Source organism: Kordia periserrulae, assembly GCF_003054265.1.
Taxonomy (GTDB): Bacteria; Bacteroidota; Bacteroidia; order Flavobacteriales; family Flavobacteriaceae; genus Kordia; species Kordia periserrulae.
In genome coordinates this window covers 360,629-385,291 of sequence record NZ_QBKT01000005.1, presented here as the reverse complement: position 1 = coordinate 385,291, position 24,663 = coordinate 360,629, and the positions used below count along the sequence as shown (strand labels likewise).

21 protein-coding genes are annotated in these 24,663 nt (G+C 36.3%); 10 read left to right on the top strand and 11 right to left on the bottom strand.

All coding sequences use genetic code 11. From position 1 onward, the window contains the following. Positions 1–187: 187 nt before the first annotated feature. The 6 genes from C8N46_RS12735 to gyrB form a co-directional block, all read right to left on the bottom strand. A complete protein-coding gene (locus C8N46_RS12735; protein WP_108115279.1) occupies positions 188–823 on the bottom strand; it encodes a hypothetical protein in 636 nt (211 codons plus the stop codon). A 189-nt stretch (positions 824–1,012) separates the two neighbouring features. Then, positions 1,013–1,972 (bottom strand): SecDF P1 head subdomain-containing protein, encoded by a 960-nt coding sequence (locus tag C8N46_RS12730; protein WP_108115278.1) that lies wholly within the window; start codon positions 1,970–1,972, stop codon positions 1,013–1,015. An 81-nt stretch (positions 1,973–2,053) separates the two neighbouring features. Then, the gene (locus tag C8N46_RS12725) at positions 2,054–2,293 is read right to left on the bottom strand and encodes a hypothetical protein (protein WP_108115277.1); all 240 of its coding nucleotides are present in this window, start codon (positions 2,291–2,293) and stop codon (positions 2,054–2,056) included. A 146-nt stretch (positions 2,294–2,439) separates the two neighbouring features. Then, positions 2,440–3,366 (bottom strand): malate dehydrogenase, encoded by a 927-nt coding sequence (gene mdh / locus C8N46_RS12720; protein WP_108115276.1) that lies wholly within the window; start codon positions 3,364–3,366, stop codon positions 2,440–2,442. 89 nt (positions 3,367–3,455) lie between these two features. After that, a complete protein-coding gene (locus tag C8N46_RS12715; protein ID WP_108115305.1) occupies positions 3,456–4,469 on the bottom strand; it encodes a DUF6588 family protein in 1,014 nt (337 codons plus the stop codon). Positions 4,470–4,621: 152 nt separating this feature from the next. Then, positions 4,622–6,559, bottom strand: a complete 1,938-nt coding sequence (gene gyrB / locus C8N46_RS12710; RefSeq protein ID WP_108115275.1) for a DNA topoisomerase (ATP-hydrolyzing) subunit B — start codon at positions 6,557–6,559, stop codon at positions 4,622–4,624. A gap of 374 nt (positions 6,560–6,933) precedes the next feature. Here gyrB and C8N46_RS12705 point away from each other — a divergent pair, with 374 nt between their 5' ends. After that, positions 6,934–7,947 carry a T9SS type A sorting domain-containing protein gene (locus tag C8N46_RS12705; RefSeq protein ID WP_108115274.1) on the top strand — a complete coding sequence of 338 codons (1,014 nt, stop codon included), beginning with the start codon at positions 6,934–6,936 and terminating at the stop codon, positions 7,945–7,947. A 56-nt stretch (positions 7,948–8,003) separates the two neighbouring features. Here C8N46_RS12705 and C8N46_RS12700 read toward each other — a convergent pair whose 3' ends face one another. Beyond that, the gene (locus C8N46_RS12700; protein WP_108115273.1) at positions 8,004–9,023 is read right to left on the bottom strand and encodes a dipeptide epimerase; all 1,020 of its coding nucleotides are present in this window, start codon (positions 9,021–9,023) and stop codon (positions 8,004–8,006) included. 43 nt (positions 9,024–9,066) lie between these two features. On the opposite strand from C8N46_RS12700, the gene C8N46_RS12695 reads away from it, so the two are divergent. Next, the gene (locus C8N46_RS12695) at positions 9,067–9,267 is read left to right on the top strand and encodes a hypothetical protein (RefSeq protein ID WP_108115272.1); all 201 of its coding nucleotides are present in this window, start codon (positions 9,067–9,069) and stop codon (positions 9,265–9,267) included. Between the two features lie 141 nt (positions 9,268–9,408). Here the strand turns inward: C8N46_RS12695 and asnB are convergent, their stop codons facing one another. Then, entirely contained in the window at positions 9,409–11,073 is a 1,665-nt protein-coding gene (gene asnB, locus C8N46_RS12690) for an asparagine synthase B (protein WP_108115271.1), read from the bottom strand. Positions 11,074–11,452: 379 nt separating this feature from the next. On the opposite strand from asnB, the gene C8N46_RS12685 reads away from it, so the two are divergent. Next, positions 11,453–12,466: a hypothetical protein gene (locus C8N46_RS12685; protein WP_108115270.1), complete on the top strand. Its 1,014-nt coding sequence runs from the start codon at positions 11,453–11,455 to the stop codon at positions 12,464–12,466. A 215-nt stretch (positions 12,467–12,681) separates the two neighbouring features. After that, the gene (locus tag C8N46_RS12680) at positions 12,682–13,221 is read left to right on the top strand and encodes a DUF2911 domain-containing protein (protein ID WP_108115269.1); all 540 of its coding nucleotides are present in this window, start codon (positions 12,682–12,684) and stop codon (positions 13,219–13,221) included. 472 nt (positions 13,222–13,693) lie between these two features. Here C8N46_RS12680 and C8N46_RS12675 read toward each other — a convergent pair whose 3' ends face one another. From C8N46_RS12675 to C8N46_RS12665, 3 genes are all read right to left on the bottom strand, one after another. Further along, a complete protein-coding gene (locus C8N46_RS12675; RefSeq protein ID WP_108115268.1) occupies positions 13,694–15,319 on the bottom strand; it encodes an amidohydrolase in 1,626 nt (541 codons plus the stop codon). Positions 15,320–15,682: 363 nt separating this feature from the next. Beyond that, a complete protein-coding gene (locus C8N46_RS12670) occupies positions 15,683–17,470 on the bottom strand; it encodes a TonB-dependent receptor (RefSeq protein ID WP_317046707.1) in 1,788 nt (595 codons plus the stop codon). A 12-nt stretch (positions 17,471–17,482) separates the two neighbouring features. Beyond that, positions 17,483–20,521: a tetratricopeptide repeat protein gene (locus tag C8N46_RS12665; protein WP_108115266.1), complete on the bottom strand. Its 3,039-nt coding sequence runs from the start codon at positions 20,519–20,521 to the stop codon at positions 17,483–17,485. Positions 20,522–20,903: 382 nt separating this feature from the next. Between C8N46_RS12665 and C8N46_RS20155 the strand changes: the two genes are divergently transcribed. The 6 genes from C8N46_RS20155 to C8N46_RS12645 all read left to right on the top strand — a co-directional run bounded on the left by C8N46_RS20155 (position 20,904) and on the right by C8N46_RS12645 (position 24,628). Beyond that, on the top strand, positions 20,904–21,095 hold the full coding sequence (locus tag C8N46_RS20155; protein WP_146169815.1) for a hypothetical protein: 192 nt from the start codon (positions 20,904–20,906) through the stop codon (positions 21,093–21,095). Positions 21,096–21,318: 223 nt separating this feature from the next. Continuing rightward, positions 21,319–21,468, top strand: coding sequence for a hypothetical protein (locus tag C8N46_RS20490; RefSeq protein ID WP_158269142.1), 150 nt, complete (start codon positions 21,319–21,321; stop codon positions 21,466–21,468). 185 nt (positions 21,469–21,653) lie between these two features. Beyond that, positions 21,654–21,848, top strand: a complete 195-nt coding sequence (locus C8N46_RS12660; protein ID WP_108115265.1) for a hypothetical protein — start codon at positions 21,654–21,656, stop codon at positions 21,846–21,848. A 160-nt stretch (positions 21,849–22,008) separates the two neighbouring features. Then, positions 22,009–22,689: a cell division ATP-binding protein FtsE gene (locus C8N46_RS12655; protein ID WP_108115264.1), complete on the top strand. Its 681-nt coding sequence runs from the start codon at positions 22,009–22,011 to the stop codon at positions 22,687–22,689. A gap of 101 nt (positions 22,690–22,790) precedes the next feature. Further along, positions 22,791–23,687, top strand: a complete 897-nt coding sequence (locus C8N46_RS12650; protein WP_108115263.1) for a glycosyltransferase family 2 protein — start codon at positions 22,791–22,793, stop codon at positions 23,685–23,687. Next, complete coding sequence (locus tag C8N46_RS12645; RefSeq protein WP_108115262.1) at positions 23,687–24,628, top strand: glycosyltransferase family 2 protein; 942 nt, start codon at positions 23,687–23,689, stop codon at positions 24,626–24,628. The genes C8N46_RS12650 and C8N46_RS12645 overlap by 1 nt, the downstream gene beginning before the upstream one ends. Positions 24,629–24,663 lie beyond the last annotated feature (35 nt).

Genomic DNA, 24,663 nt, shown 5'->3' with positions numbered 1-24,663 from the left:
ATTTTTAAACGGGCAAATATAGATGTTCGCTCGTGATTTGACAATTATTTTTTATCTGTAATTTGATTGTGATTGTATATCCTTTTTGACGCTTCAAAAAGACATATTTAACATCAAGAAACCGTTTTTGATTCGATTCTTGACAAGTAGTATTTGATACGTTCGGTATCAAAACTTCACTCTATTTTTAGGATACGATTGAAAAAGGTCCTGCGCGGACATCTGGAATTTCGTGCGTATTGTTTTCTTTTGGAATTGTCGTGTACGCTGAGATAGTGTACGTCAATTCGAAAGTAGTTGTATCGATAGCTCCCGTAAAAAATACACTGGTATTCGCAAATGAATTTGGTGTTGGAGATTTGTCGTATTCTTTGTGTAGTTCTAAAATGTATTTTCCGTGAACACCATTAAACGAATCGCCTGCCGATTGTAGTTCGTAGACATCTATTTTATACGTATCAACATCTGCATACGTTTGAAGAGTACCGTTTTCGTGATTGTCTTCTGTAGGAATTACTGGAATTGTATCCGTTGCCAAAAAGCCTTTTGCAAGCAATACTTCTTTGATTGCCGCTACATTTTCTTGACTGAAATACGAAATTTTAAGTGTTTGTCCCTGCGCACGTACTTGAATGTACTCAACACCTAACGAACGAAGTTGTTCTTTGATTGCCTGAATGACCTCAACAGTTTCAGATGAAACTGCTGCGTTTTCTGCAAATTGAAGTTCAATTTCTTGATTGGGCGCAGGTGTTTGCTCTTGGTAAAAACCAAAGAGTACGAGTAAAATTATGAAGGCACTAAAATATTTTTTTGCAATCATCCGCCAAATATAAAAATTATGACTGCATTATTACAGTCTTTTAGGATTTTATTTTACTCGATAATCGAGATTTAAATATTCTGACGTTTGCGTTGAAATATTTTTTATGGTTTTATCTGAACGCTTCGCAGACTTGACCCGAATTAGCTGACTTTAAGTTATGAATGTTATTATGCTACTTTAAATAGTTTAGTAAGGTTTGAGCGTTGTCACAGAAATGATTTCCATCTTCGGGATATTTCCTGAACGAATTGCTGTTGCCAAAACAGCCGCTTCTTCTTTAGTAAAGTCTCCTTGAATTTCTGCCCTTCCTCCAGTAATTGCTCCGCTAACTACACCTGGGGCAGAGTATACAATATTATCTAAAACTACTGCGATATTTCCTCTAGTTTCATAAACATGACCTGTAAGTTTCCCCCAAATTTTTGCACCTTCTTCGTTCATTTGAATGTTTACGCTGTATCCATCAAAATATCTTGACTTTTCAGCAGCGGCAGCTTCTACATAACTTCCATCCAATGCCGATTTGCCATTTTTATCTGTATACACAACATAGACATCGTAATTGCCTTTGGTATCTTTTTTACCCAATAAAAATTGAATATGTTTCTTTTGTGCAGCATAATAGAATGCGCCTTTTTCTAATAACGGACGTATTTTTTTGATGTTTTCTTCAGGAATAACTCCAAAAATAGGACCCCTTGAATGCACAAATGTGATTCCATATAACGCATCAACATCCTCTTTTGTGTCTGCTGTTTTTGCTAGCGTATCTGAATCTGATGCTACTTTACGTAAGTCTCCTAAGTATTCAATTAATGTTTTTTTCTCTAAACATACTTCATAAAAACCTAGTTTTCCAGCTACTGAAAAAGCTTTGTCAAAAGTTGGTCTTTTTATATTTCCTTCATACGTAAAAGTAACTTTTTGCCCTTGACGTTCTGTAATTTCTACATTTTGCACACCAAGTGTTTCTAGTCGTTTTTTTAAGTTTTCAATGCCTCGTTTTTTTTCTGTTTGCGATAAGCCGTTTTCTACTATTTCGAACTGTATACTTGTTTTGGGAACTTTTTGAGCAGTTTCACAAGATATTATTATAAGTAACAAAGCAAAGACTAAGCTGTAAATACTGTGATTTTTATATATCATTTTTTTTGAATTAAAAACTAAATAAGCTGTCTAACAACAATTTAGAAAGCTTATTTTTAAATTATACTTTTTTAAAAAATACTATTCAAAAAAGTAACAATCATTAAAATGCTCTCTGTATAGAGTTGACATTGTCACTTCGTCATCCAAATAACCCCCGTCTGTACCATCTGACAAAGCCATTGCTCCAGCATAATTACTACAAAATAAAAATTTTGGGCTAGTAATATCTATGCCCTGAAGATTACCTCCATTAATAAAGTTTTGTTCTTGTTTAGATAATTTTTTTACCCCTTGTAAGTTTGAAATTGTTTTTAACATAATAAATAAGTTTTAATTTATATCAATATAAAGAATAATCTTTCAACAATTGTTAAATATCTCTAAACAATTCATTTTGTTTGATCATATAAAAAAACCTCAGCCATGATTGACTGAGGTTTTTCTCTGTTTTTATAAATCAAAAATTATAATTCTAATAATCCGTTTGTTTTCTTTACACCTTCTGCACTTTCTGCTAAGTGTTCTTTTTCTGCATTGCTTAAATCAATTTCCACGATGCTTTCAATTCCGTTTTTCCCTAAAATTACAGGAACTCCGATACATAGGTCGCTCAATCCGTATTCTCCGTCTAACAATGCTGAGCAAGGATACATTTTCTTTTGGTCACATGCAATGGCTTGAACCAATCCTGAAACTGCCGCTCCTGGCGCGTACCAAGCTGATGTTCCTAGTAATTTTGTCAAAGTTGCTCCACCAACTTTGGTATCTTCTTTTACTTGGTTTAAACGCTCTTCTGATAAAAATTCAGATACTTTGATACTGTTACGAGTTGCATGCGCTGTTAAAGGCACCATTCCTTTGTCACTATGTCCACCAATTACCATTCCGTCTACGTCAGAAATTGGCGCTTCTAAAGCTTCTGCCAATCTGTACTTGAAACGAGCACTGTCTAACGCACCGCCCATACCGATAATTCTGTTTTTTGGCAATCCAGTTGTTTTGTGAACTAAATACGTCATTGTATCCATTGGATTACTTACCACAATGATGATGGTATTTGGAGAATGCTCAATCAAGCTTGAAGAAACTGATTTTACAATTCCAGCGTTGATTCCAATGAGTTCTTCACGTGTCATTCCTGGTTTGCGTGGAATTCCAGAAGTAATTACACAAATATCGCTACCAGCTGTTTTTGAATAATCGTTTGTACTTCCTGTGATTTTTGTATCAAAACCGTTTAAAGAAGCGGTTTGCATTAAATCCATAGCTTTTCCTTCTGCATATCCTTCTTTGATGTCTAATAAAACAACTTCGGAAGCAAAATTTTTAATCGCGATATATTCTGCGCAACTTGCACCAACGGCTCCTGCACCTACAACTGTAACTTTCATATTTTTATTGTTTTTTAATGTATTGTTTATAAGGTGCAAAAGTACAAATTAATCTCTTCTTTAGAAAAGAACAAACGCTTAAAATATCCTTAAAATGAGAAGTTAATTCCAAGACTTGCACTGTCAAACTCTCCAAGCGAGTAATCGAGATTTAAACCAAAAAATCCTAGTTTTAAATTCGCGCCAAGCGTACCTCTCACACCAGAAATATCACGTTCTACCGAAAACGGATCCGTAATAGTTTGTGAAAATAACACGCCGTCTGTCACGGTATAGTTTCCTAGCAAGTCCGTTGTGGAATCGCCCGTAATATATCCCAATCCTGCGTAAAAGTTTACAATTTTGAATTTTGTTCCTGCAATGAGTTGAAATAATAGTGTTTTGACTTCTGTTTCTACTTTTTGATCACTTCCTGCAATCACTCCTGAGTCTGTAAAATCATAACTTGCATCCAAACGTGTGTAGGCGATTAACCCCGAAATTGCCACTGGGAATACTTTTTCTGCTGGCAACCACGAAGTGAATTCTTGCTGGATTCCGAATCCGTACGTACTGAGTTCAACATCTTCTGTGTTTACTTTTGGAAAGAAGCGTCCTTTTACTTGTGTTCCTTTGAATGGAGAGAAACTAGCTTGCACAAAAGCCGTTGGAATGATGTCTACATTTTCTGAACCAATTCCTGTTGGCAGCGTCAATTCTACTTCCTGATTTCCAAAAATAGGATCGTCATACGTAACAATTACCGTAATATCTGGATCGTTTTCTCCTAGCGCAGTCGCTACCGTTTTGGAAGGACTGTTGTCCGGAAAACGAATGTTTTCATAGTCTGCAACATTGAGTTGGAATGATTTTTTTTCGTCTTTTATAAAAGAAGCGTTTCCAACAATGGAAATTTCAAAGCCAAAACGTTTCGGCGCTTTCGCATTGTTGAACCAACCTGTGTTGATTCCATAAGCGAGTCCGTCGGAAGCTGGCGCAATGTAATCTGTAGTAAATCGTTTGGCATCGTCAATACCAGCGGCTAGTAATTCATTGATGTTTTCTTGCGCATTGGAAAAGCTCATTCCTAGTAGAATGAGTCCTAAAATCAGTGGGGTTTTCATTTTTGTAGGGTTTTTATTGATGTTTAAAAATACTGAAATCGTATAAGAATGTATACAGGAAATTGCCCCTTTTTTGATTTTTTCCATAAAAAAAGGCAATCACATACTTTATGTACGCAATTGCCTTTGTATTGGTTTTATAAAAAATCTAACTACGCATCAATATTTGCGTAGACAGCATTTTTCTCAATAAATTCTCTACGTGGAGGTACTTCATCGCCCATTAACATGGAGAATACACGATCGGCTTCTCCTCCGTTGTCAATCATTACTTGGCGTAAGGTTCTAAACTCAGGATTCATGGTTGTGTCCCACAATTGCTCTGCGTTCATCTCTCCCAAACCTTTGTATCGTTGAATGCTTGCACCTTGACCAAATTCCTCTATAATCACATCGCGTTCTTTATCGTTCCACGCGTATTTACGTTTTGCGCCTTTTTTCACCAAATATAATGGTGGAGCTGCAATGTAAATATGTCCGTTTTCAATCAATTCTTTCATGTAGCGGAAGAAGAATGTTAAAATCAGCGTAGCAATATGCGAACCATCAACGTCGGCATCACACATAATCACGATTTTATGGTAGCGTAGTTTTGATAAATTCAGTGCTTTGCTATCTTCTTCGGTTCCAATGGTAACACCAAGTGCTGTGAAGATATTTTTAATTTCTTCGTTTTCAAATACTTTGTGTTGCATGGCTTTTTCAACGTTCAAAATTTTACCACGCAATGGCAAAATTGCTTGAAAGTTACGGTCACGTCCTTGTTTTGCCGTTCCACCTGCCGAATCTCCCTCTACAAGGAATACTTCACATTTTGCAGGATCTTGCTCAGAGCAATCACTTAATTTTCCTGGCAAACCTCCAATACTCATCACCGTTTTGCGCTGTACCATTTCACGGGCTTTTTGTGCGGCGTGACGAGCTTGCGCTGCCAATACAACTTTTTGCACGATGGTTTTAGCATCATCTGGATGTTCTTCTAAATAATCGGTTAACATTTCAGATACTGCCTGACTTACCGACGCAGATACTTCACGGTTTCCAAGTTTGGTTTTGGTTTGTCCTTCAAATTGTGGTTCGGCAACTTTTACAGAAATAATCGCAGTTAATCCTTCGCGGAAATCATCACCCGAAATGTCAAATTTTAGTTTATCTAACATTCCTGAAGTTTCTGCATATTTTTTCAGCGTATGCGTCAAACCTCTTCTAAATCCTGATAAGTGTGTTCCTCCTTCGTGGGTGTTGATATTATTTACATACGAATGTAAGTTTTCAGAGTACGACGTGTTGTACGTCATCGCAACTTCCACAGGAATGCCGTTTTTCTCTCCTTCAAAGGCAACAACTTCTGCAATGATTTGTTCGCGGTTTCCATCTAAGTATTTGATGAATTCTTTTAAACCTTCTTCCGAATAGAATACTTCTTGAATATATTCACCTTTTTCATCTTTGTTTCGCTTATCTGTCAGCGTGATGGTGATTCCTTTATTCAAATACGCCAATTCGCGCATACGATTGGCAAGCGTTTCGTAGTTATATTCTAGCGTTTGTGTAAAGATGCTAGCATCTGGTTTAAACGTTACTACGGTACCGTTTTTATCTGAATCGCCCGTAGCTTTTACAGGATATAATGGTTTTCCGCGCTCGTATTCTTGCTCCCATACTTTTCCTTCTCTAAAAACAGTTGCTTTTAAATGATCGGATAATGCATTTACACAACTTACACCAACTCCGTGCAATCCACCAGATACTTTATACGAATCTTTGTCAAACTTTCCTCCAGCTCCAATTTTGGTCATTACAACTTCTAGTGCAGAAACACCTTCTTTTTGGTGAATTCCCACAGGAATACCACGACCGTTATCTTCCGTAGTAATAGAGTTGTCTTCATTGATAATTACACTGATAGTATCACAATGACCTGCCAATGCTTCATCAATAGAGTTATCAACTACTTCATACACAAGATGATGCAATCCTCTCACTCCAACATCTCCGATATACATGGATGGACGCATACGTACATGCTCCATTCCTTCTAATGCCTGAATACTATCGGCTGAATATTGTTTTTTTGCTTCTTCGCTCATAAATATTCTCCTTAATTTTATATTTTTAAAACAGTGTTACGTGTTGTTATTTTTCGACAAGTAAAAAACAAATATAAGACTTCATAAATTCATTTACACATACTTTTAAGCAGCTTTTTAAATAGTTATTAACATTTGTCGTTTTTAGAGAAAGTTGCTTAAAATGGCTAAAAATAGCCTTAATCGCATTTTTGCTGTTTTTTTTGAAGCAAGCCTGATTGTTTTATTTAAAAGTCGCTTAGAAACGATTTAATGAACTCCTTTTTTTTAGCTAAAAAACTTACAAACCCCTCTTTTTTAGCGAGAAATCATCTTTTAGTAACATTGTTTTAGTAGCTTTACGTATCATTTACTATACTAACAACTATTTACCTATGAAAACAAAATTACTCGTACTTGCTTTATTTTTTAGTTTTGCAGGTTTTTCACAAACTATTGCTCTGTATAATACCAATCCAGGAACGAATTTTACCATAGTGACTCCAGCCGCAGCTTTAGATCAATCACCAACAGGCGCTAATGTCTTTTGGACATTTGATAATTTGACACCTGCAGGCACTAATATTGACACATACGCTGCACCAGATGCTACACAATTAACTACTTATCCTGGAACCACAGAAGTTCAAACCATTACTACGCAAGGAATGACGCCAACAAGCAGTGTGTTCTTTTTAAGAGAAGATGGTACAGGAAATTATATTACAGGCGCTTCGCAAGGAGATATTGTGTTAAATTATAATACAACAAATGCTTTTATAGGATTGTTTCCGTTGAGTTTTGGGGCAAATAATTCAGGGACTGCTGCAGGAACATTTTCTTATCAAGGTACAAACGGAACGTTTACAGGAACGTTTACAGCCACTGTAGATGCGTACGGAACTCTGACAATGACAGATGCTGTTGCCAATGATTATGTAGCAAATGTAACACGCCTACGAATTGATCAAAGTTTGAGCTTTAGCATTCCTCCTATTTTTAATGATATTGGAACGTTGACACAAACTACGTATTATTATTACGACAATAACGCAAGTAATATTGCTTTTAGATACAATAACGCTACACTTGTGTCTGGTTTTTTAGGAATTAATGAAACCACCGAAACACATGAACGCAATACTTCTTTGACGCTTTCTCGAAATGCTGTAACAGCTGCTCAGTTTGAATTGTATCCGAATCCTGCAAACGATTTTATTACAATTCAATCTAAAGATAATCTAGCTATTAAATCTGTTTCTATTGTAGATGTACAAGGTAGAAATGTGTTTACAACTAACAGTGTTGCTTCACGAATTTCAGTGGCAAATTTACAACAAGGAATGTATTTTGTAACGCTTGAAACGACTTCAGGTGCTGTGACTACTAAGAAATTTATGAAGCAGTAACTTTAAAAACATATATCAAACGCTTAGAGTTTACAGTAAATTCTGAGCGTTTTTTGTTATAGCAAAACCGCTCCCGAACCATTTTGATTGGAGTACAAAATTTCTCCATTATTGAATGTAACACCTTTGGCAATATCTTTTTGCAGCAATAATGCGCCGTCAGCATCTATGTAATCTAATAATGGTGCTAATTGGGTTAGGTTTGAAATTCCGATAGACGATTCCGTCATGCAACCTGCCATGAGTTGCAAGTTGTTTGCTTTCGCGAGTTGAATCATTTGCAAGGCTGGTGTAATGCCGCCACATTTCATGAGTTTGATATTGATTCCGTGAAAGACTTCCGCACACGTTGAAACATCTGCCAATTTTTGACAACTTTCATCTGCAATGATTGGTAAGACACTTTCTTTTTTGAGGATTTTCATGCCGCTCCAATGGTCGGCTTTTAGTGGTTGTTCTATGAATTCGACACCTAGTTTTTTGAGAATTTCGGCATTTTTTAGGGTTTCTTCCACGGTCCACGCGCAATTGGCATCCACTCTAAACACAGCATCCGTAACTTCTCGAAGCTTTTCTATGATTTCCACGTCGTTTTTCGTGCCTAGTTTTACTTTGTAAATCGCCCAAGGTTTCTGTTTGATTTTGGATTGCATCACAGAAATCGCATCAATTCCAATAGTGAAGTTTGTTTTTGGGAGATGTGTATCGTGTTCGCTCCAAAAGCGTCGCAATGGTTTTTGTTGTTGTTTTGCATACAAATCCCAATAGGCACAATCGAGCGCGCACAAGGCAAAGTAATTTTCTTGTAATCTTGGTTCGAGAAGTTTCCAAAATTGGGTTGGATGTATGTTTTCGGAAAGATTTTCCACAATCGAACGCACACGCTCCAATGCAGCTTTCAAACTTTCCACGGAACTGTTGTAATACGGATTTACGGTTGCTTCTCCGTATCCTTTGAATTCTCCATCAGAAATTACAACCACTACCGTTTTTTGAACCGTCACCGTGTACCGCGAAATTGTAAACGCATGTTGCAATGGCAATTCAAAATTATGTATCGTAAGCTGTAATTTCATGTTTTAAAGATACGTTTTCTTATCTTGACACAAATTATTTTTCATGAGCAAATCAGCTTACAGAGTCTTAGCAATTTTTTGTGTTGTAATAACCATTTTTGGAGCAATTCCAGAAGTATTGAGAATTACTACTTCCGATGCTAAAGATATTGCAGATGAACGGATTTTTTTATTTATACTCGGAATGTCTATTACTTGCGGAATTTTATATGCTGCCTCCTACTTTTGGAAAAAAGGCAGCTAAAAGAAAAAGCACCAAATCTAATCGACTTGATGCTTTTGTGTAAACTATAATTGAGAAAATAAATGTGTTCTTAATTTAATTAGTCATACCTAGATACCATTCTATGGATTCCTGCCTACGCAGAAATGACAAGTAGTATACCTAATACGCTTCCGCATGTACATTGGCAACAGCTCTCCCTGATGGATCATTCATGTTTTTGAACGATTCATCCCATTCCAATGCAGTTACCGAACTACACGCTACCGATGGTACTGATGGCACTGTTAAAGAAGCTGCTTCTGATGGAAAATGCTCCTCAAAGATGCTGCGATAGTAATATTCTTCTTTGGCTCTTGGTGTTTGTACTGGGAAACGGAATTTTGCGTTTTCCATTTGCTCGTCAGATACTTCGCTTTCTACCAATTGCTTCAAAGTATCAATCCAGCTATAGCCTACGCCGTCACTAAATTGCTCTTTTTGTCGCCACGCAACACTTTCTGGTAAATAGGATTCAAATGCTTTTCGCAACACCCATTTTTCCATACGTTCGCCATTAATCATTTTATCTTTTGGATTGATGCGCATCGCAACATCCATAAATTCTTTGTCAAGGAAAGGTACGCGACCTTCAATTCCCCACGCGGCTAGTGATTTGTTCGCACGTAAACAGTCGTATTGATAGAGTTTATCTAACTTACGAACCGTTTCTTCGTGAAATTCTTGTGCATTTGGTGCTTTGTGGAAGTATAAATAGCCTCCGAAGATTTCATCCGCACCTTCACCCGATAATACCATTTTAATTCCCATCGACTTGATGACTCTTGCCATTAAATACATTGGCGTAGAGGCACGAACTGTTGTGATATCGTATGTTTCTAGGTGATAAATCACATCTTTAATTGCATCCAATCCTTCTTGAATGGTAAAGGTAATTTCGTGATGCACTGTTCCAATATGATCCGCTACTTTTCTGGCAGCAGCCAAATCTGGAGAGCCTTTCAATCCGATAGAAAACGAGTGCAATTGTGGCCACCAAGCTTCTGTCGTATCGTCAGATTCTATTCGCATTTGTGCATATTTTTTCGCTACCGCAGAAGTAATCGAAGAATCCAATCCGCCCGAAAGCAATACGCCATACGGCACATCCGACATTAATTGTCTGTGAATAGAAGCTTCCAACGCTTCACGCAATTCGTCAATGCTTGTTTGATTGTCTTTTACAGCATCATACTCCATCCAATCGCGTTGATACCATTTTTTGAGTTCGCCGTCTTTACTATCTAAATAGTGTCCCGGAGGAAATACTTCAATTTTGCTACAAACGCCCTCCAATGCTTTCAATTCGGAAGCTACGTAAAACGTTCCATTTTTATCCCAACCAATGTATAAAGGAATGATTCCCATGTGGTCTCTTGCTACTAAATACGAATCTTGTTGTTCGTCATACAAGGCAAATCCGAAAATTCCGTTCAATTCATCTAAAAAGGAGCTTCCTTTTTCTTTGTATAAAGCTAGAATTACTTCACAATCCGATTGTGTTTGAAAGGTATATCGTCCTTCAAATTGTTTGCGTAATGCTCTATGATTGTATATTTCTCCATTTGCCGCTAAGATGAGTTGCTTATCTTCACTAAATAAAGGTTGTTTTCCAGAAGCTGGATCTACAATAGCCAAACGCTCGTGTGCCAAGATAGCATTTTCAGAAGCATAGATTCCATTCCAATCGGGTCCACGATGACGAATTTTTTTTGACATTTCTAAGAGTTGAGGTCGTAACTCTTCTGTTTTTTCTTTTAGCTCAAAGGCACATACGATTCCGCACATAATTTTCTTTTTTTCAATTACATGACAAATATTGATTTAAACTTTCAATTTAAAAATACAAATACTACTTATGGTTACAATTTAAAATAAATTATGCTATTTTTATTATGAATTGAAATTATTTAACTATTAAAAATGTTTATAAACTTTCAAACTATAAAAAAGGCATGAAAAAAGAAGTTGTCCTATTCTATCATGCGACATATTTGGTCATGTATTGAAGAATACACTTTATAGATTGCCACTTTAAACCGAGCCATTCATAATATAGTTTTGACTTATAAATTTTACACGGTCTCATCAATTAAAAAAAAAGAATAGCTATTCCATTTGACTGTGAAAAACTTCAAAACATATATTAATTTAATACATTTTACACATGGCAATTATCAGTAACTTTGAATTACTTTACAAACCTATAGCACCAGTAACTGGACCTGCCTCAGAGGTTGGCAGAACTGTTGTACAAGGTTATTTTTTAGAAATCTCTAATCTTGAAAATAGAGATATTAAGCTCATATTAAGAACTCGAACTTCGGTTAGAGACCCTGCAGATAGTCCAAACACTGAGTTTACAAACACCAACAATTCGGTGGTTTATGACATTACCGCAGACAATGTGTTTAGCACTACAATGACAAGTGCTGGTGAACAGATTGTGGGTAAACAATTAGGACATTATGTACCATGTCTTTTTATTCCTGCTGGTCAGACTGCATCGGTGGCTATTTTACCTAATTTGGCAAACTTATTTGCTTCTCCTCCTGCTGATTTAGCAATTAGAGGATACACGGAGTTAATCCTAAGTTCTAACGTAGATTCTTTTAGTCCATTAACATTTTCAGATCCAGAAACGGCTCGTGTGTTGGTTTCTGCTGAGCACAGAGGCACCTTTTTAGATTCACAGTTTGACCCAAGTTATGCTGGAACACAAATTAATTTAGATTTTGATCAATTGTCGTACAGCCTAAATACAGCCAATGGAAAGGCATTGCAAGTGATTAATACACATGCACCTTATAATGATCCGTTTCAAAACTTACTAACAAGCAATGCCCTAATTACAGGTATGCGATCCTTAGCTTCAACTACTTCTACAACATCTTTGAGTACATTAAGTGATAATTTGTTTAAAGGCGCTAATAGCCCTAAAAGAAGTACTGGTTTTATGTTGGGCACTACACCTGTAAGGTTTGAATATTCTGTAAAAGATGGCAAATATGTTGTAGATGAAAAAAGCGCTATAACTGCTCTAAATTTAGTAATGAAAAGAAAACGATTGACAGAGAAAGAATTAGACCTTAAAACTTTAGTTAAAAATATCAATAAAGCACTTAGCGGCGATAAACGTGCTGAAAAGTATGTTGAAGAAATGCTTGATAAGCTAATTTAAAATAGTATTAGCTACCGATTAACACTTTACAAGCGGGATTTTCTTAACGGATTTCCCGCTTTAGTATATGTTGATTTTTATTAAAGAAATACAACTTCCCTATACATATTTGCTTGTGAACCGCTCGTTTGCACTCTAACTTTAACATCTTAACTAAAAGTTTAACATAATGCTAAGAAGAACTTTTAGTACTTTTAACCTGAAAATTAAGCACTATGAGAAAGCATTTTTTAGTTACTGGAATTCTTTTATTAACGATGCTTTTCAGCATTGACGTTTCTGCTCAGAAATTTAGCGATGTTGATAAGAGTCCGCACGATATTAGTTATTTTAAACCAGCACGAAATGCGCCTCCTGTTATTAAAGTAGTGTATGGAAGACCGCAAAAGAAAGGACGTACCATTTTTGGAAACTTAGTTCCTTATGGAAAAGTTTGGCGAACTGGTGCCAATGAAGCTACCGAGATTACTTTTTTTAAAGATGTAAAATTAGGAGAGCAAGAGATTAAAGCAGGAACGTACAGTTTATTTACGATTCCGAATAAAGATACTTGGACAATTATTATAAATTCTGATACAGACGTTTGGGGTTCTTATTACTACGATAAGGATAAAGATGTAGCTCGCCTCGACGTTCCTGTAAAAAAAATTGATGCGTTGGAATATTTCTCCATCGCGTTCACAAAAGAAACTGATGGTGCTCGCATGGTACTAGCATGGGACAATATTAGTGCCGCGATACCGTTTAGTTTTTAATTATTCTTTATTTATTGTTATTATTGGTTATTTGAAAACTCAGAAATCGTACGGTTTCTGAGTTTTTGTTTTTAGTCGCTTTGCTCGATTCAAAGATTTAAAAATTCAAGGATTCAAGGTTTTTTTGGGAAATCGCTTGTCGCGATTTGGTATTGAGAATTTTCTAGGTTCGCTTCGCTCAATTTTATTGTTTTTTTTCTGTTGATGCTGAGCCTGTCGAAGCATTGTTTGTTTTTTTGATATTTTCTATAACTCTTGACTATTCATCATATAACTATTACTTTTTTTTAGCTAAGTATACAAAGCGTCATTTCGAGTGAAATCTCGTAGAGATTTCACTCGAAATGACGCTTTTGTTAATGTATCAATTTGATAACTTGAAAATGTACCAATGTCTTTTATAAAAAGCCAAACAATCTAAAAGCGAAGCGTTTCTAACACTCTAACCTTCTAAAAAGTCTAACTAAAAAATCTATTTCACCTTTTTCCCAGCAACATAGGTTTCCAACACTTTTGCATCTAGAATGTCTTTTTCAGGAATTTCCATGAGGTTTTTATCCAAGATAATGAAATCGGCAAATTTCCCTGTTTCAATGCTTCCTTTTTCGTTTTCTTCGAAGTTACTGTATGCTGCCCAAATGGTCATTCCTTTTAAGGTTTCTTCACGCGATAAAGCGTTTTCTTTTTGATAGCCACCTTCTGGATAATGTTCTGAGTCTTTTCGCGCCACAGCGGCATAGAATGTTTTGAACGGACTCACATATTCTACAGGAAAATCAGTTCCCAACGCAAGTTTCCCTGATAAGTCTAGCAATCGTTTGTAGGCATACGCTCCTTTTTCTCGTTCTGCTCCCAAACGCTCGCCAGCCCAGTACATATCGCTCGTTGCATGTGTTGGTTGTACAGACGGAATGATATTTTCGTTTTTGAAAATGTCAAAATCAGGTTCGTCAATGACTTGTGCATGCTCTATTTTCCAACGACGATTGGTTTGTCCTTCCAATACTTTTGCATAGGTTTTTAAGACTTGATAATTGGCAGAATCACCAATAGCATGCGTGTTCATTTGATACTTAGTTTTTGCAATGCGCGCCGCCAATTTTGAGAGTTCTGCAGGACTCGTCACCATGGCGCCAAAATGATTGTCGTGGTCGCTATACGGTTCTTTTAACGCTGCACCACGCGAACCCAAAGCACCATCGCCATATACTTTGAACGAACACACATTCAAATAATCGGTTTTGTACGGTTCTTTGTCAATATAATAGGCTACGTTTTCTGGCGTATTGCTAATCATTGCATAGACACGAATTTTCAGCGTTTCTGCTTTTTGTAAACTATCAATGAGATTGATGACATTTTTATCCAAACCTGCATCATTAACGGTTGTTAAACCATAGGAAAAGCATTCGCCTTGTGCGTCTTGCAAAGCTTGAATTTGCTGAGCGCGATTGGGTTGCGGAATGATTTTATCAATCATATCCATTGGATTGTCTACCAAAATTCCTGTAAGTTTTCCGTCTTTGAGTTGCACTTCGCCACCTGGCACTTTGGTTTCTGGCGTAATTCCTGCCATGTCCAACGCTTTCTGATTCACCAAATACGCATGTCCGTCTACACGCGTTAGCGCGATTGGTGTATTTGGAAATAGTTTGTCTAAACGGTCTTTTGTTGGAAATTCCTTAACTTCCCAATCGTTTTGATCCCAACCACGACCTGTAATGAAAGGCACATTTTTTTCTTCTTGAAAATCAAAAATACGCTGAATGACTTCTTCAAAACTTTGTGTTCCGATTAAATCAACGCTTTGTTTGTTGGTTCCTAATCTGTAAAAGTGACAATGTGCATCAATAAACCCTGGAAAAATAGTTTTTCCTGCTACATCAATTTTGTTTTCGGCTTCGTAACTGGCTAAAATATCACTCGTATTTCCTACCGCAACAAACTTTCCGTCTTTTACAGCAAAGGCTTCTGCATTGGAGAAGTTTTCATCAACCGTGTAGATTTTTGCATTGAAGACGATGCTGTCTACGGTTTCTTTTTGAGTACAAGAGAAACAAACGATTAGGAGTGATAGAATGAGGAGTTTTTTGGTCATTTTTTGGTTGTTTAATTTGAAACTTCAAATTACTTCTCGATACATTTTCCCTTCATTTCGACAAGCTCAATGTGCGGAAAAACACTCGAAGTGACGATTCGTTTTCAGTTTCGAGTTCGACTTCAATTTCTATTTCGCATACCGTCAGTTCGAGTGACGAATCTTAGATTCGTTGTATCGAGAACAGCTATGAATTTCTGTAATTTACTAATATTGAAAAGTAACTTATTATAATTTTCAAGCCTAAAAATACAACTTTTTAAAATGGTTTCTTTGGTATGCGATTCCATCACACAAAAATTCACAAAAAAAGCGCTTCAAGTGATGAAACGCTTTTAGAAAAGTTACATTATTTTTTTATTTCTAAAAATCGAATTTATAGGTGGCACCGCCCATGATTTGGAATTGCTGTACTGGAAAGTTTACCCAACGCTGATAGTCTTGATTGGCAATATTATTCGCTTTCGCAAAAACAGACAAACGGTCGTTAAAGCGATATCCTACATGTGCATTGACATCAATAAAACTATCTAACGTTACAATTTGGTTCATTGCCATGATAGTTCCTGGAGCAAAGGTTACGTTGTCTTTTCGTTCACCGATAAAGAAGATATTCGCGCCAGCAAACCAGTTTTCCGTAATTTGATAGTCCGCAAAAATAGATGCTTCCAAGTTTGGCAAGTTCCATGCTTCTTGTTGCGTATCCGTGTTGTAATTGAAATATTCCGCCTTCGCGCCAAATTTAAAGTTACTTGTAATATCTACATTGATTTCTCCAGCTACCGAAAGCGTGTTGACATCATCGTATAATACATTGAACGAGTTTCCGTAGGTGTAACCATTGTCTGGTTGCGGATTGAATGGATTCACGCTAAACAACGCTTTTCCTTTTTCAGACATGTACGACGCTTTGGCATTGTAACTTACGTTAGAAGTAAGCTTTCCTTTGATTCCTAAATATCCGTTGTATTGTTGATCTGTTGGTGCGATTCCGAGTGTTGGCGACACAAAAAAGTTTTCTTGTACAAAGTCGTAATACGAGTTTTGACGCAAGTCACCTTCTACTCCCGCATACGCGATAATATCATCACCACTCAAACGATATTGCGCTGTGACTCTTGGATAGATAAAGATATCCGTTTCGCTGTTTTCTAAGTCCATTGCGACATAGATTCCTGCGCCAAAGTTTACGGTTAAATCATCACGTAAAATGACCAAACTTGGCGAGATTCCTGCTTTTAGCGTGCTGTAATCAATACTTCCTGAACCTGCATAATTGTTTTCAAACGTTCCGCCGACATAGTCAATATCTACTAAGGTTTTAATCAATTCGCCCGCGATTTCCACTTCAAATTCTGGTTGCAAAATCAATCGGTTTTCGCCTGAACTCGTTGCGTCAAACATTCTTCTGTACAAGATGTTTCCGCCATTAAAGAATGAATCTTCCATGTCTACATCCGCACCCAAATAGACATTGTGATAGGTTTGTTGTTCGTCAATTGTTCCAATTTGCGCTGCCGTTAATCCAACATCTGGCAAACCGTACCAATTAAAGATTTGATGCTGATAACCCGCTTTTCCTTTCCAAGATAAGTCGCGACTGCGATTGATATATGCCAAATCCAACTTTGTATCAAAGAAATTATTATTCAACACCACACCATCAATATCACCTTGCGACGAGTGATGACGCAACGCAATGTCAAAGGTTTCGTCACGGCTAATGGCTCTACTTGTGTAAAAATCGAGTGCTGCTGTATTGTAGTTTCCTAAACCAAGCGACACGTAGGTATTGTAAATTTGTTCTTTTTCGGCTTTCTTTAAGTTTGCCGCACGACCTTTGGCTGGCGTAAATGTTGATGCCACAGGAAACGAGAAAATGGAGTATTTGATTTCCTTCTTTTTTGCCGTTTCTTTATCGTTTAGTGACGGAGTTTGCTTTATTTTGAACGCGTCCGAAACTGATGGCGTGTATGGTTTTACCACATTTACCACTTCCGTCCCGATGTTTTTTTTGTCTTTATCCTTGTCTTTTTCTTTTTCTTGTGCAGTCGCAAAATTTGCTATGAATAGTACCACTAATAGACAAGTTGATTTTATGATGTGATTTCGCATGTTGTGCTTGCTTTGTAAGTTTGTGTTTGATTTCAAATCGTTCGCTTTTTAGTTTCCGTCGTCTTCATCTTTTGGTGGCGTAACCGACGAATTCCGTTTGGCTTCCGCTGCTTTGATTTTAGCTAATTCAGCTTCTGCTTCTGCTACTTCTTCAGGGTATTTTTGGAAGTTTTTAATGACACTTTCTAAAATATAGGTTGCTTGGAACGAATCTTCTAACGCATAGGAGTTTTTCGCCATTAAAATCAATCCTTTGGCTCCAAATTGTTTGTAGCTGGAGTAGTTTTTGACCAATGTTTGAATGACTGCATTCGAACCTTCATAGTCTTTTTCTTTGTTTTTGAAATACGCTTCGTAATACAACGCTTCTGCCGCTAGTTTTCCTGTGGCGATTTTTTGCACTTCTTGATACGCCGTTTTTGCTTTGTCTTCGTCATTGGTTGCAATGGCAGAACGCGCTATGAATATGTGCGCATCACTTTTGATACGATCGTCAATTTTGTCGATTGCTAGCACTTTTTCAGCGTATGCTACCGTTTTTGCGTAGTTATCTTGTTCGTAGTAGATTTTCATCAGATTGGATTGCGCATAGGTTACATTCTGAGGGAAATCGGCACTTTCTTCCAAACGTAGAAGTACAGGAATCGCTTTTGCATAATTGTCTTTTTCTAATAATACTTGCGCCAATCGTGCTAAGGCTTGTTCTGTGTATTCGTTGCGCTCACTTTGCAATACGTATTCGTAATGCGGAATGGTTTTTTGCGTTTCTCCTTTGCTAAAATACGATTGTGCCAAGTAGAAATTCGCTTTTACCGCGTTGAGTCCGTTTGGAAATTGCTGTACATATTTTTCAAAACCTTCAATGGCTTTGTCGGTATTGTTTTGGATGAATTGCTTTTCAGCCGCTTCATAAGTTGCTTTGTCCAATTCGGCATCCGTTACATCAACAAAATCAAGATTTTTCACCCAATTTGCATAGGTTTCTACTTGTCCCAATTCGATATAAATTAGTTTCGCCGTTGCTACTGCTTGAATTGCTTCTTCCGTGTTTGGAAATTTGGAAACTACCGAACGGAATTTTGTCAATGCTACTTGATTTTTCCCTGTATTGTAGTTAATCAATCCTTGCTTTAACATTGCTTTCGACACATACGAGCTTCTTGGGTATTCTTCCACCATTTGCTCGTAAGTATTCAGTCCTTTTGTGGTTTCGTCGTTGTTGATGTACGTGTTTCCTAATTCGTATAAGGCATCATCACGCAAGGACGATTTTTTATATTTTTTGATGAACTTGTCCAACTCGCTGATTTTTGTATTGGTTTTTCCTGTAAAACCGTAGCTAATCGCTTTTTGGAAATACGCATAATCTTCGTCAATTCCGTTCATCGCAATTGCTTTATCGTACGCTTTGATGGCATTTGCGTAATCGCTTGTTACAAAGTGACTATCACCCAAACGCAAATAACTGTCATTTACGCGTGCCGAATCGTCAGCATTGTTTGCGATGAATTTTTCAAAGTTTGAAATCGCGTTGGTGTACTCTTTTTGTTTGAAATACGTGTACGCCAAGTTGTAATTGATGGTTTGCGCTTCTTCCGTATCTGTGATATTTGCATTGGCAAACGATTGAAACCCTTGCAACGCCAAATCATAATTGTCTAATAAATAGTTGGTTTCTGCTTTCCAAAAGGTTGCTCTTGCAGTGTATTCTGGCGATTCGTTTTCTTTGAGCGATTTGTCAAAGAAGGTCAACGCTTCTTGATATTTGCTATCGTTAAACAATTCAATCGCACGGTAAAACGCCACTTTTTGATAGGTAGATTTGTCGCTGTATTTTTTGCTGGATTCTAATAAATTCAACGCCGCTTCGTAATCTTTTGAAGTGATATATGAGCTTACCAATAATTCTTCCAATTCCGCTTGATGTTCGGTTTCAGGATATTTTTTTAAGTAGGAAGTCAAGACAGAAGGCACACTTTCGTACGGATTTCCGATTTCGTAGCTCAATCGCGCATAATTCAATCCTGCATCTTCTTGAATTTTTACATCAAAATTCATTTGCGATGCGTTGCGGAAAGCATTCAGCGCTTGTTGTTTTTTGTCGGTATTTAGATAACATTCTCCTAAATGGTAATAGGCGTTTTGTGCTACGAAATTATTTCCATCTACAATTTTATTGAATTGCTTGATGGCGTTTTCATAATCTTTTTGTTGGTAGTACGCGTAACCTAATTGATAGAAATCGGTGTTGTTCCAACGTCCTTTTTTACCTTTATAGGCTTTTAAATACGGAATTGCTTCTTCGTATTCTTTGAGGTTGAAATGACTTTCTCCAATGATTTTATTGAGTTCCGAAATTTCTTTGCGGTCTGCATTTGGCAATTCTTTTTTCGATAAATCAATGGCTTTTTGAAAATTCCCCAATTTAAAATTCATGTCTGCTTTGAAATACGACAGTTTTTCATTGTATTCTTCATCTTGGGAAACACCGTCAAAATACTCGCTTGCTTCTTTATAATTATCTTCTTGATACGCAATATACCCTGTATAATATTTAGCTTGCGAACCGTATTTTGGAGAATCTAATAGTTTTTGAAAGTAGGTTTTTGCTTGGTCGTATTTTTTTGACGTGAAATACGCATAGCCTTTTTTAAAGTTGTATTCTTCTCGTTGCGAATTGGTCAATCCTTTGTCTCCCGACATGTCATACCACTTGAGAGCGCGCGCGTATTTTCCATTCTCAAAATAATAATCGGCAACATCAATATAGGCTGAATTTCTTTTGGTGCTTGTTGGATATCTTTTTACGAAATCTTCCATCATATTATCCGCGCCCAACTGATTCAATCGCACGGCACAATTGGCAATATAATAAGCACAATTGGCTTCTGTTTCGTAATCGTCAGTGGTTCTTTTCACTTTGTCAAAAAGTGTTTGCGAAGCTTGGTATTGCTTGCTATTGTACAAGTGTAAGGCTTCGTTGTATTCTTTTAAATCGTGCGTGTACACTTTTGTTTTTTGTGCAAAGGAAAGTTGAAAACAAAGGAACACTAAGCATAGAATGAATTGAAGATTTTTTTTACTCATGAATCTTGTGTTTTTATGAGATTGGCAATGAATTGCGATTGAATTTCTGTTCCTTACAAACTTACCATAAATAAATAGGATTCGCCAATTTTGAACGGTTCAAAAATTCAGTATTATTATCTAAATAACGTCGCTTTTTGGGTATAATTATATCATTTATTCACAAAAAGCAATTTTAGTGTGGTATTTAGGAATTTCTTAACAATTTGACTGCTTTTCTTGAGGAAAAGTAATTTCAAAATCTTTGCCTTTGTAAAGACGCTTATGCATCTAAATGCATTATTAAAAGAGTCGTATTTATGAATAATTAAAGGTAAAATCTTTCTTTTTTAATAAGATTTTTAGTATATTAAAATCGTATAACCTTAAATAGTAAAATGTTATGAAAAGAAAAAGTTTAAAATCATTAAAGCTAAACAAAAAGTCCATTTCAAAATTAAACGACTTTAAATTGAATGGTGGACAAAATGACCCAAGAACAGCAGCACCAGATTGTGTGAACGATACTACTATTGATTATTGTCCTAATGCCTGTATATACACTATTGGTCCTTGTACTTCCATCAATTGTTAAGTCGCAAAAAATCCAAAAAAACTAAAGGTCAGAATTGCTTCTGACCTTTTCTATTCACTATTTGCTATTCACGAGGCATTTCTTTTCTAAAAATTATAGTATTCTATTATATAAGTCCTTTTTTATGAAAATTCCATAATTCGGTTCAAAATCGTTGGGAATACTTATTTTTCACGCACATGTTTTGTATCTTTTTAAATTATTAATTTTAAATCATTTAATCATGAAAAAGAAGGAAATCAACTCGTTCAATCTTAAAAAAGAAACCATTTCTACCATTGCTAAATTGAAAGGTGGCACCGATTCCAAACCACTTTCTATTTGTCATTGTCCATCGTACGGACATTGTCCAACAAAACAAGAAGAACAGTAACACAAACTTCTAGCGAACTTCGGTTCGCTTTTTTTATGCCAAAACAGCATGATTCTTGGTTGAAAAGAACAAAATTAAAAGAAGGAACCGATTCAAAAATCTATCTATTTTCAACGTAAAAAATGTCTTGTTTGTAGCAATCACGATACTTATCTTAGTGAAACCAAAAATTAAAACTTTAAATCATGAAAAAAAAGAATTTAAAATCATTAAAATTGAACAAAAAGTCAATTTCAAATTTTGAAAATGTTGCTGGAGGCGATCCAAGATTGACATTTATTACTGATGGCGTTTTGCTACTTTGTTGTTTTCAATTAACAGGTCCGTGTGATCCACCAATGGTTACAGAAGATTGTCAAACTGAATTATTCTGCGGATAGAAGCATCAAAAATGTACACGTAAGAAACATTAAAAAGCTACGAACAAAGCGAACTTCGGTTCGCTTTTTTTTGTGTAGAAACAGCATTTACCACAATAAGTTTTCTGTATTGCGGTTTAATTGTTTACTTTGTGTTATCTTTTAAAATCCCTTAGCATTCATGGAACAAATTCTCAGCCTTAGAAACGTTTCTATTTTTCAACGTGAAAACTTGATTCTTTCCGATGTCAATCTCACCATCCACAAAGGTGATTTTGTGTATTTGATTGGAAAAACAGGCTCGGGAAAGAGTAGTTTTATGAAAACATTGTACGGCGATTTGCCTTTGACAGATGGCGAAGGAACGGTGGTCGATTTCAATCTAAAAACGTTAAAAGAAAAAGATATTCCGTTTTTACGTAGAAAATTAGGCATTGTTTTTCAAGATTTTCAATTGTTGCAAGACAGAACGGTTGCTGATAATTTAGCATTCGTGCTTAAAGCTACTGGCTGGAAAGATAAAGACAAAATGAAAGCGAAAATTGATGAGGTGTTGGATAAAGTTGGGATGAAAACGAAAAACTTCAAGTTTCCCTACGAACTTTCTGGTGGCGAGCAACAACGTATTGCCATTGCACGTGCTTTGCTAAACGATCCTGAACTGATTATTGCCGATGAGCCTACAGGAAATTTAGACCCGCAAACCAGTGTGGAAGTCATGGAAGTACTGCAAGAAATCAACAAAAACGGACGTACCATTTTAATGGCAACCCACGATTACGCTTTGATTTTAAAATATCCTTCCAAAACGCTAAAATGCGATGAAGGGAAAGTCTTTGAAGTCGTTCAGAAAGGCGCGTAAACATTTCCGCTTTTTAGCACCTGTTATTTTAGCAATTCACTGCTGAGAATTTAAAAAATTAAGCTTACTTTGGCAGTCTAAACTGTATCTAGTTCGTACGCATGCTTTCAATTTTGATTCCTACATACAATTACGACATTTCTACGTTGGTAGAAACGATACATTCGCAAGCTGTAGCAACTGGAATTACGTTTGAAATTGTATGCTTGGATGATTGTTCTGACGAACAGGAAAGCATCAAAAAAAATGAGCCTATCAACTTGCTTTCCAATGCTTCATATGCTGTTTTACCTGAAAATATCGGTCGCAGCCGAATTCGGAACTTGCTGGCACAAAAGGCGAATTTTAATTGGCTGTTGTTTTTAGATGCTGATGTGATTCCCGTTAAAGCAGATTTTATTTCTAAATATATTGCCGCTATTTCAGACGAAAAAGAAGTGATTTACGGTGGAATTTTATATCAAGAAGAGAAACCCAAACAAGAAAATGTATTGCGTTGGGTTTACGGAAAAGAACGTGAAGCGTTGAGCGTTAAAGAACGTGAAGAAGCGTCGTATTTGCGCTTTTTAACCTTGAGTTTTTTGATTAAAAAAGACGTGTTTCAAAAAGTAAAATTTAACGAAGATATTCCCAATGCGCGCCATGAAGATACGCTGTTTGCCAACGATTTGAAACACGCGGAAGTTCACATGACACACATTCACAATCCTGTGTATCATTTGGGATTGGACACGAGTAAAGAATTTATTCGAAAATCGATGGAATCGGTAGAAGTGCTGATTTTATTTTTAAAAAACGGATTGATTGAACACAATGATATTTTAATTACAAAAATGTTCAAACGTGTCAAAAATTTTGGCATTAACCATGTTTTATCCTTACTATATCGTTGGTTTGGAAACCGTTTTGAGAAAAATTTACTTTCCAACAATCCGTCCATGTTTATTTTTGACTTATACAGATTAACGTATCTTTGCTACTTAGATAAGCGTCAATAATGCCACTTTTTTCCGTAATTATTCCATTGTATAACAAAGAAACATACATTCAGCAAACTGTTGAAAGTGTGTTGCAACAAACCTTTACGGATTTTGAATTGCTGATTGTCAATGACGCGAGCACGGACAAAAGTGTTTCTATCGTTTCACAAATTTCAGACGATAGAATTCAACTGATAGAAAATCCTGAGAATTTGGGACTTTCCACTACGCGGAATCACGGAATTTTTAAAGCTTCTGGTGAAATTATCGCCTTGTTGGATGCAGACGATGTTTGGTTGCCCAATTTTTTAGAAACCATTCACAAATTACACACTACATTTCCTGAAGCGTCTTTGTATGGAACAGATTATATGGAAGTGTATGCCTCGCATGAAAACTTAGTTCCGAAAAAGAATATGGATGCTTCTTTACAAGGAACGTCTTTTTTGTTGGATGATTTTTTTAAAGCGAGCATGTTTCAGCCGATTTTTTGTCAAAGTAGCGTTGCTTTTAAAAAGGAAATTTGCCAAGATGTGGAAGTTTTTGACTCAAAAATTACGTTTGCGGAAGACATCGATTTTTATATCCGATTTTGTTCAAAATACCGTGTTGCCTATCATTACGAACCGTTGGCAGAAATTCGCCTAGAAGTTCCCAACCAAATGAGCAAAGACACTATTTCATCAAAGTTTATTCCGCATTTACATAGTTACGAAAAAGCTGCTAAGAACAATCCTTCCCTAAAAAAGTATTTGGATTTGTATCGCTATATTTTCGCTTCTTTATATACGTTGGAAAATGCCAAGTTGCAACGAAATTATATACTTCAAAATATCAATTATAATAATTTAACTATCAAGCAACGAATTCTTATCAAAAGTCCACGATTTGTGTTAGTGTGGCTAAAAAAGTTGAAAAATTATTTACTGAAACGGAATGTTAGGGTGACTTCTTTTTAGTTTCGCTACGCTCAATTTAGGTGTTGGGCGTTGGG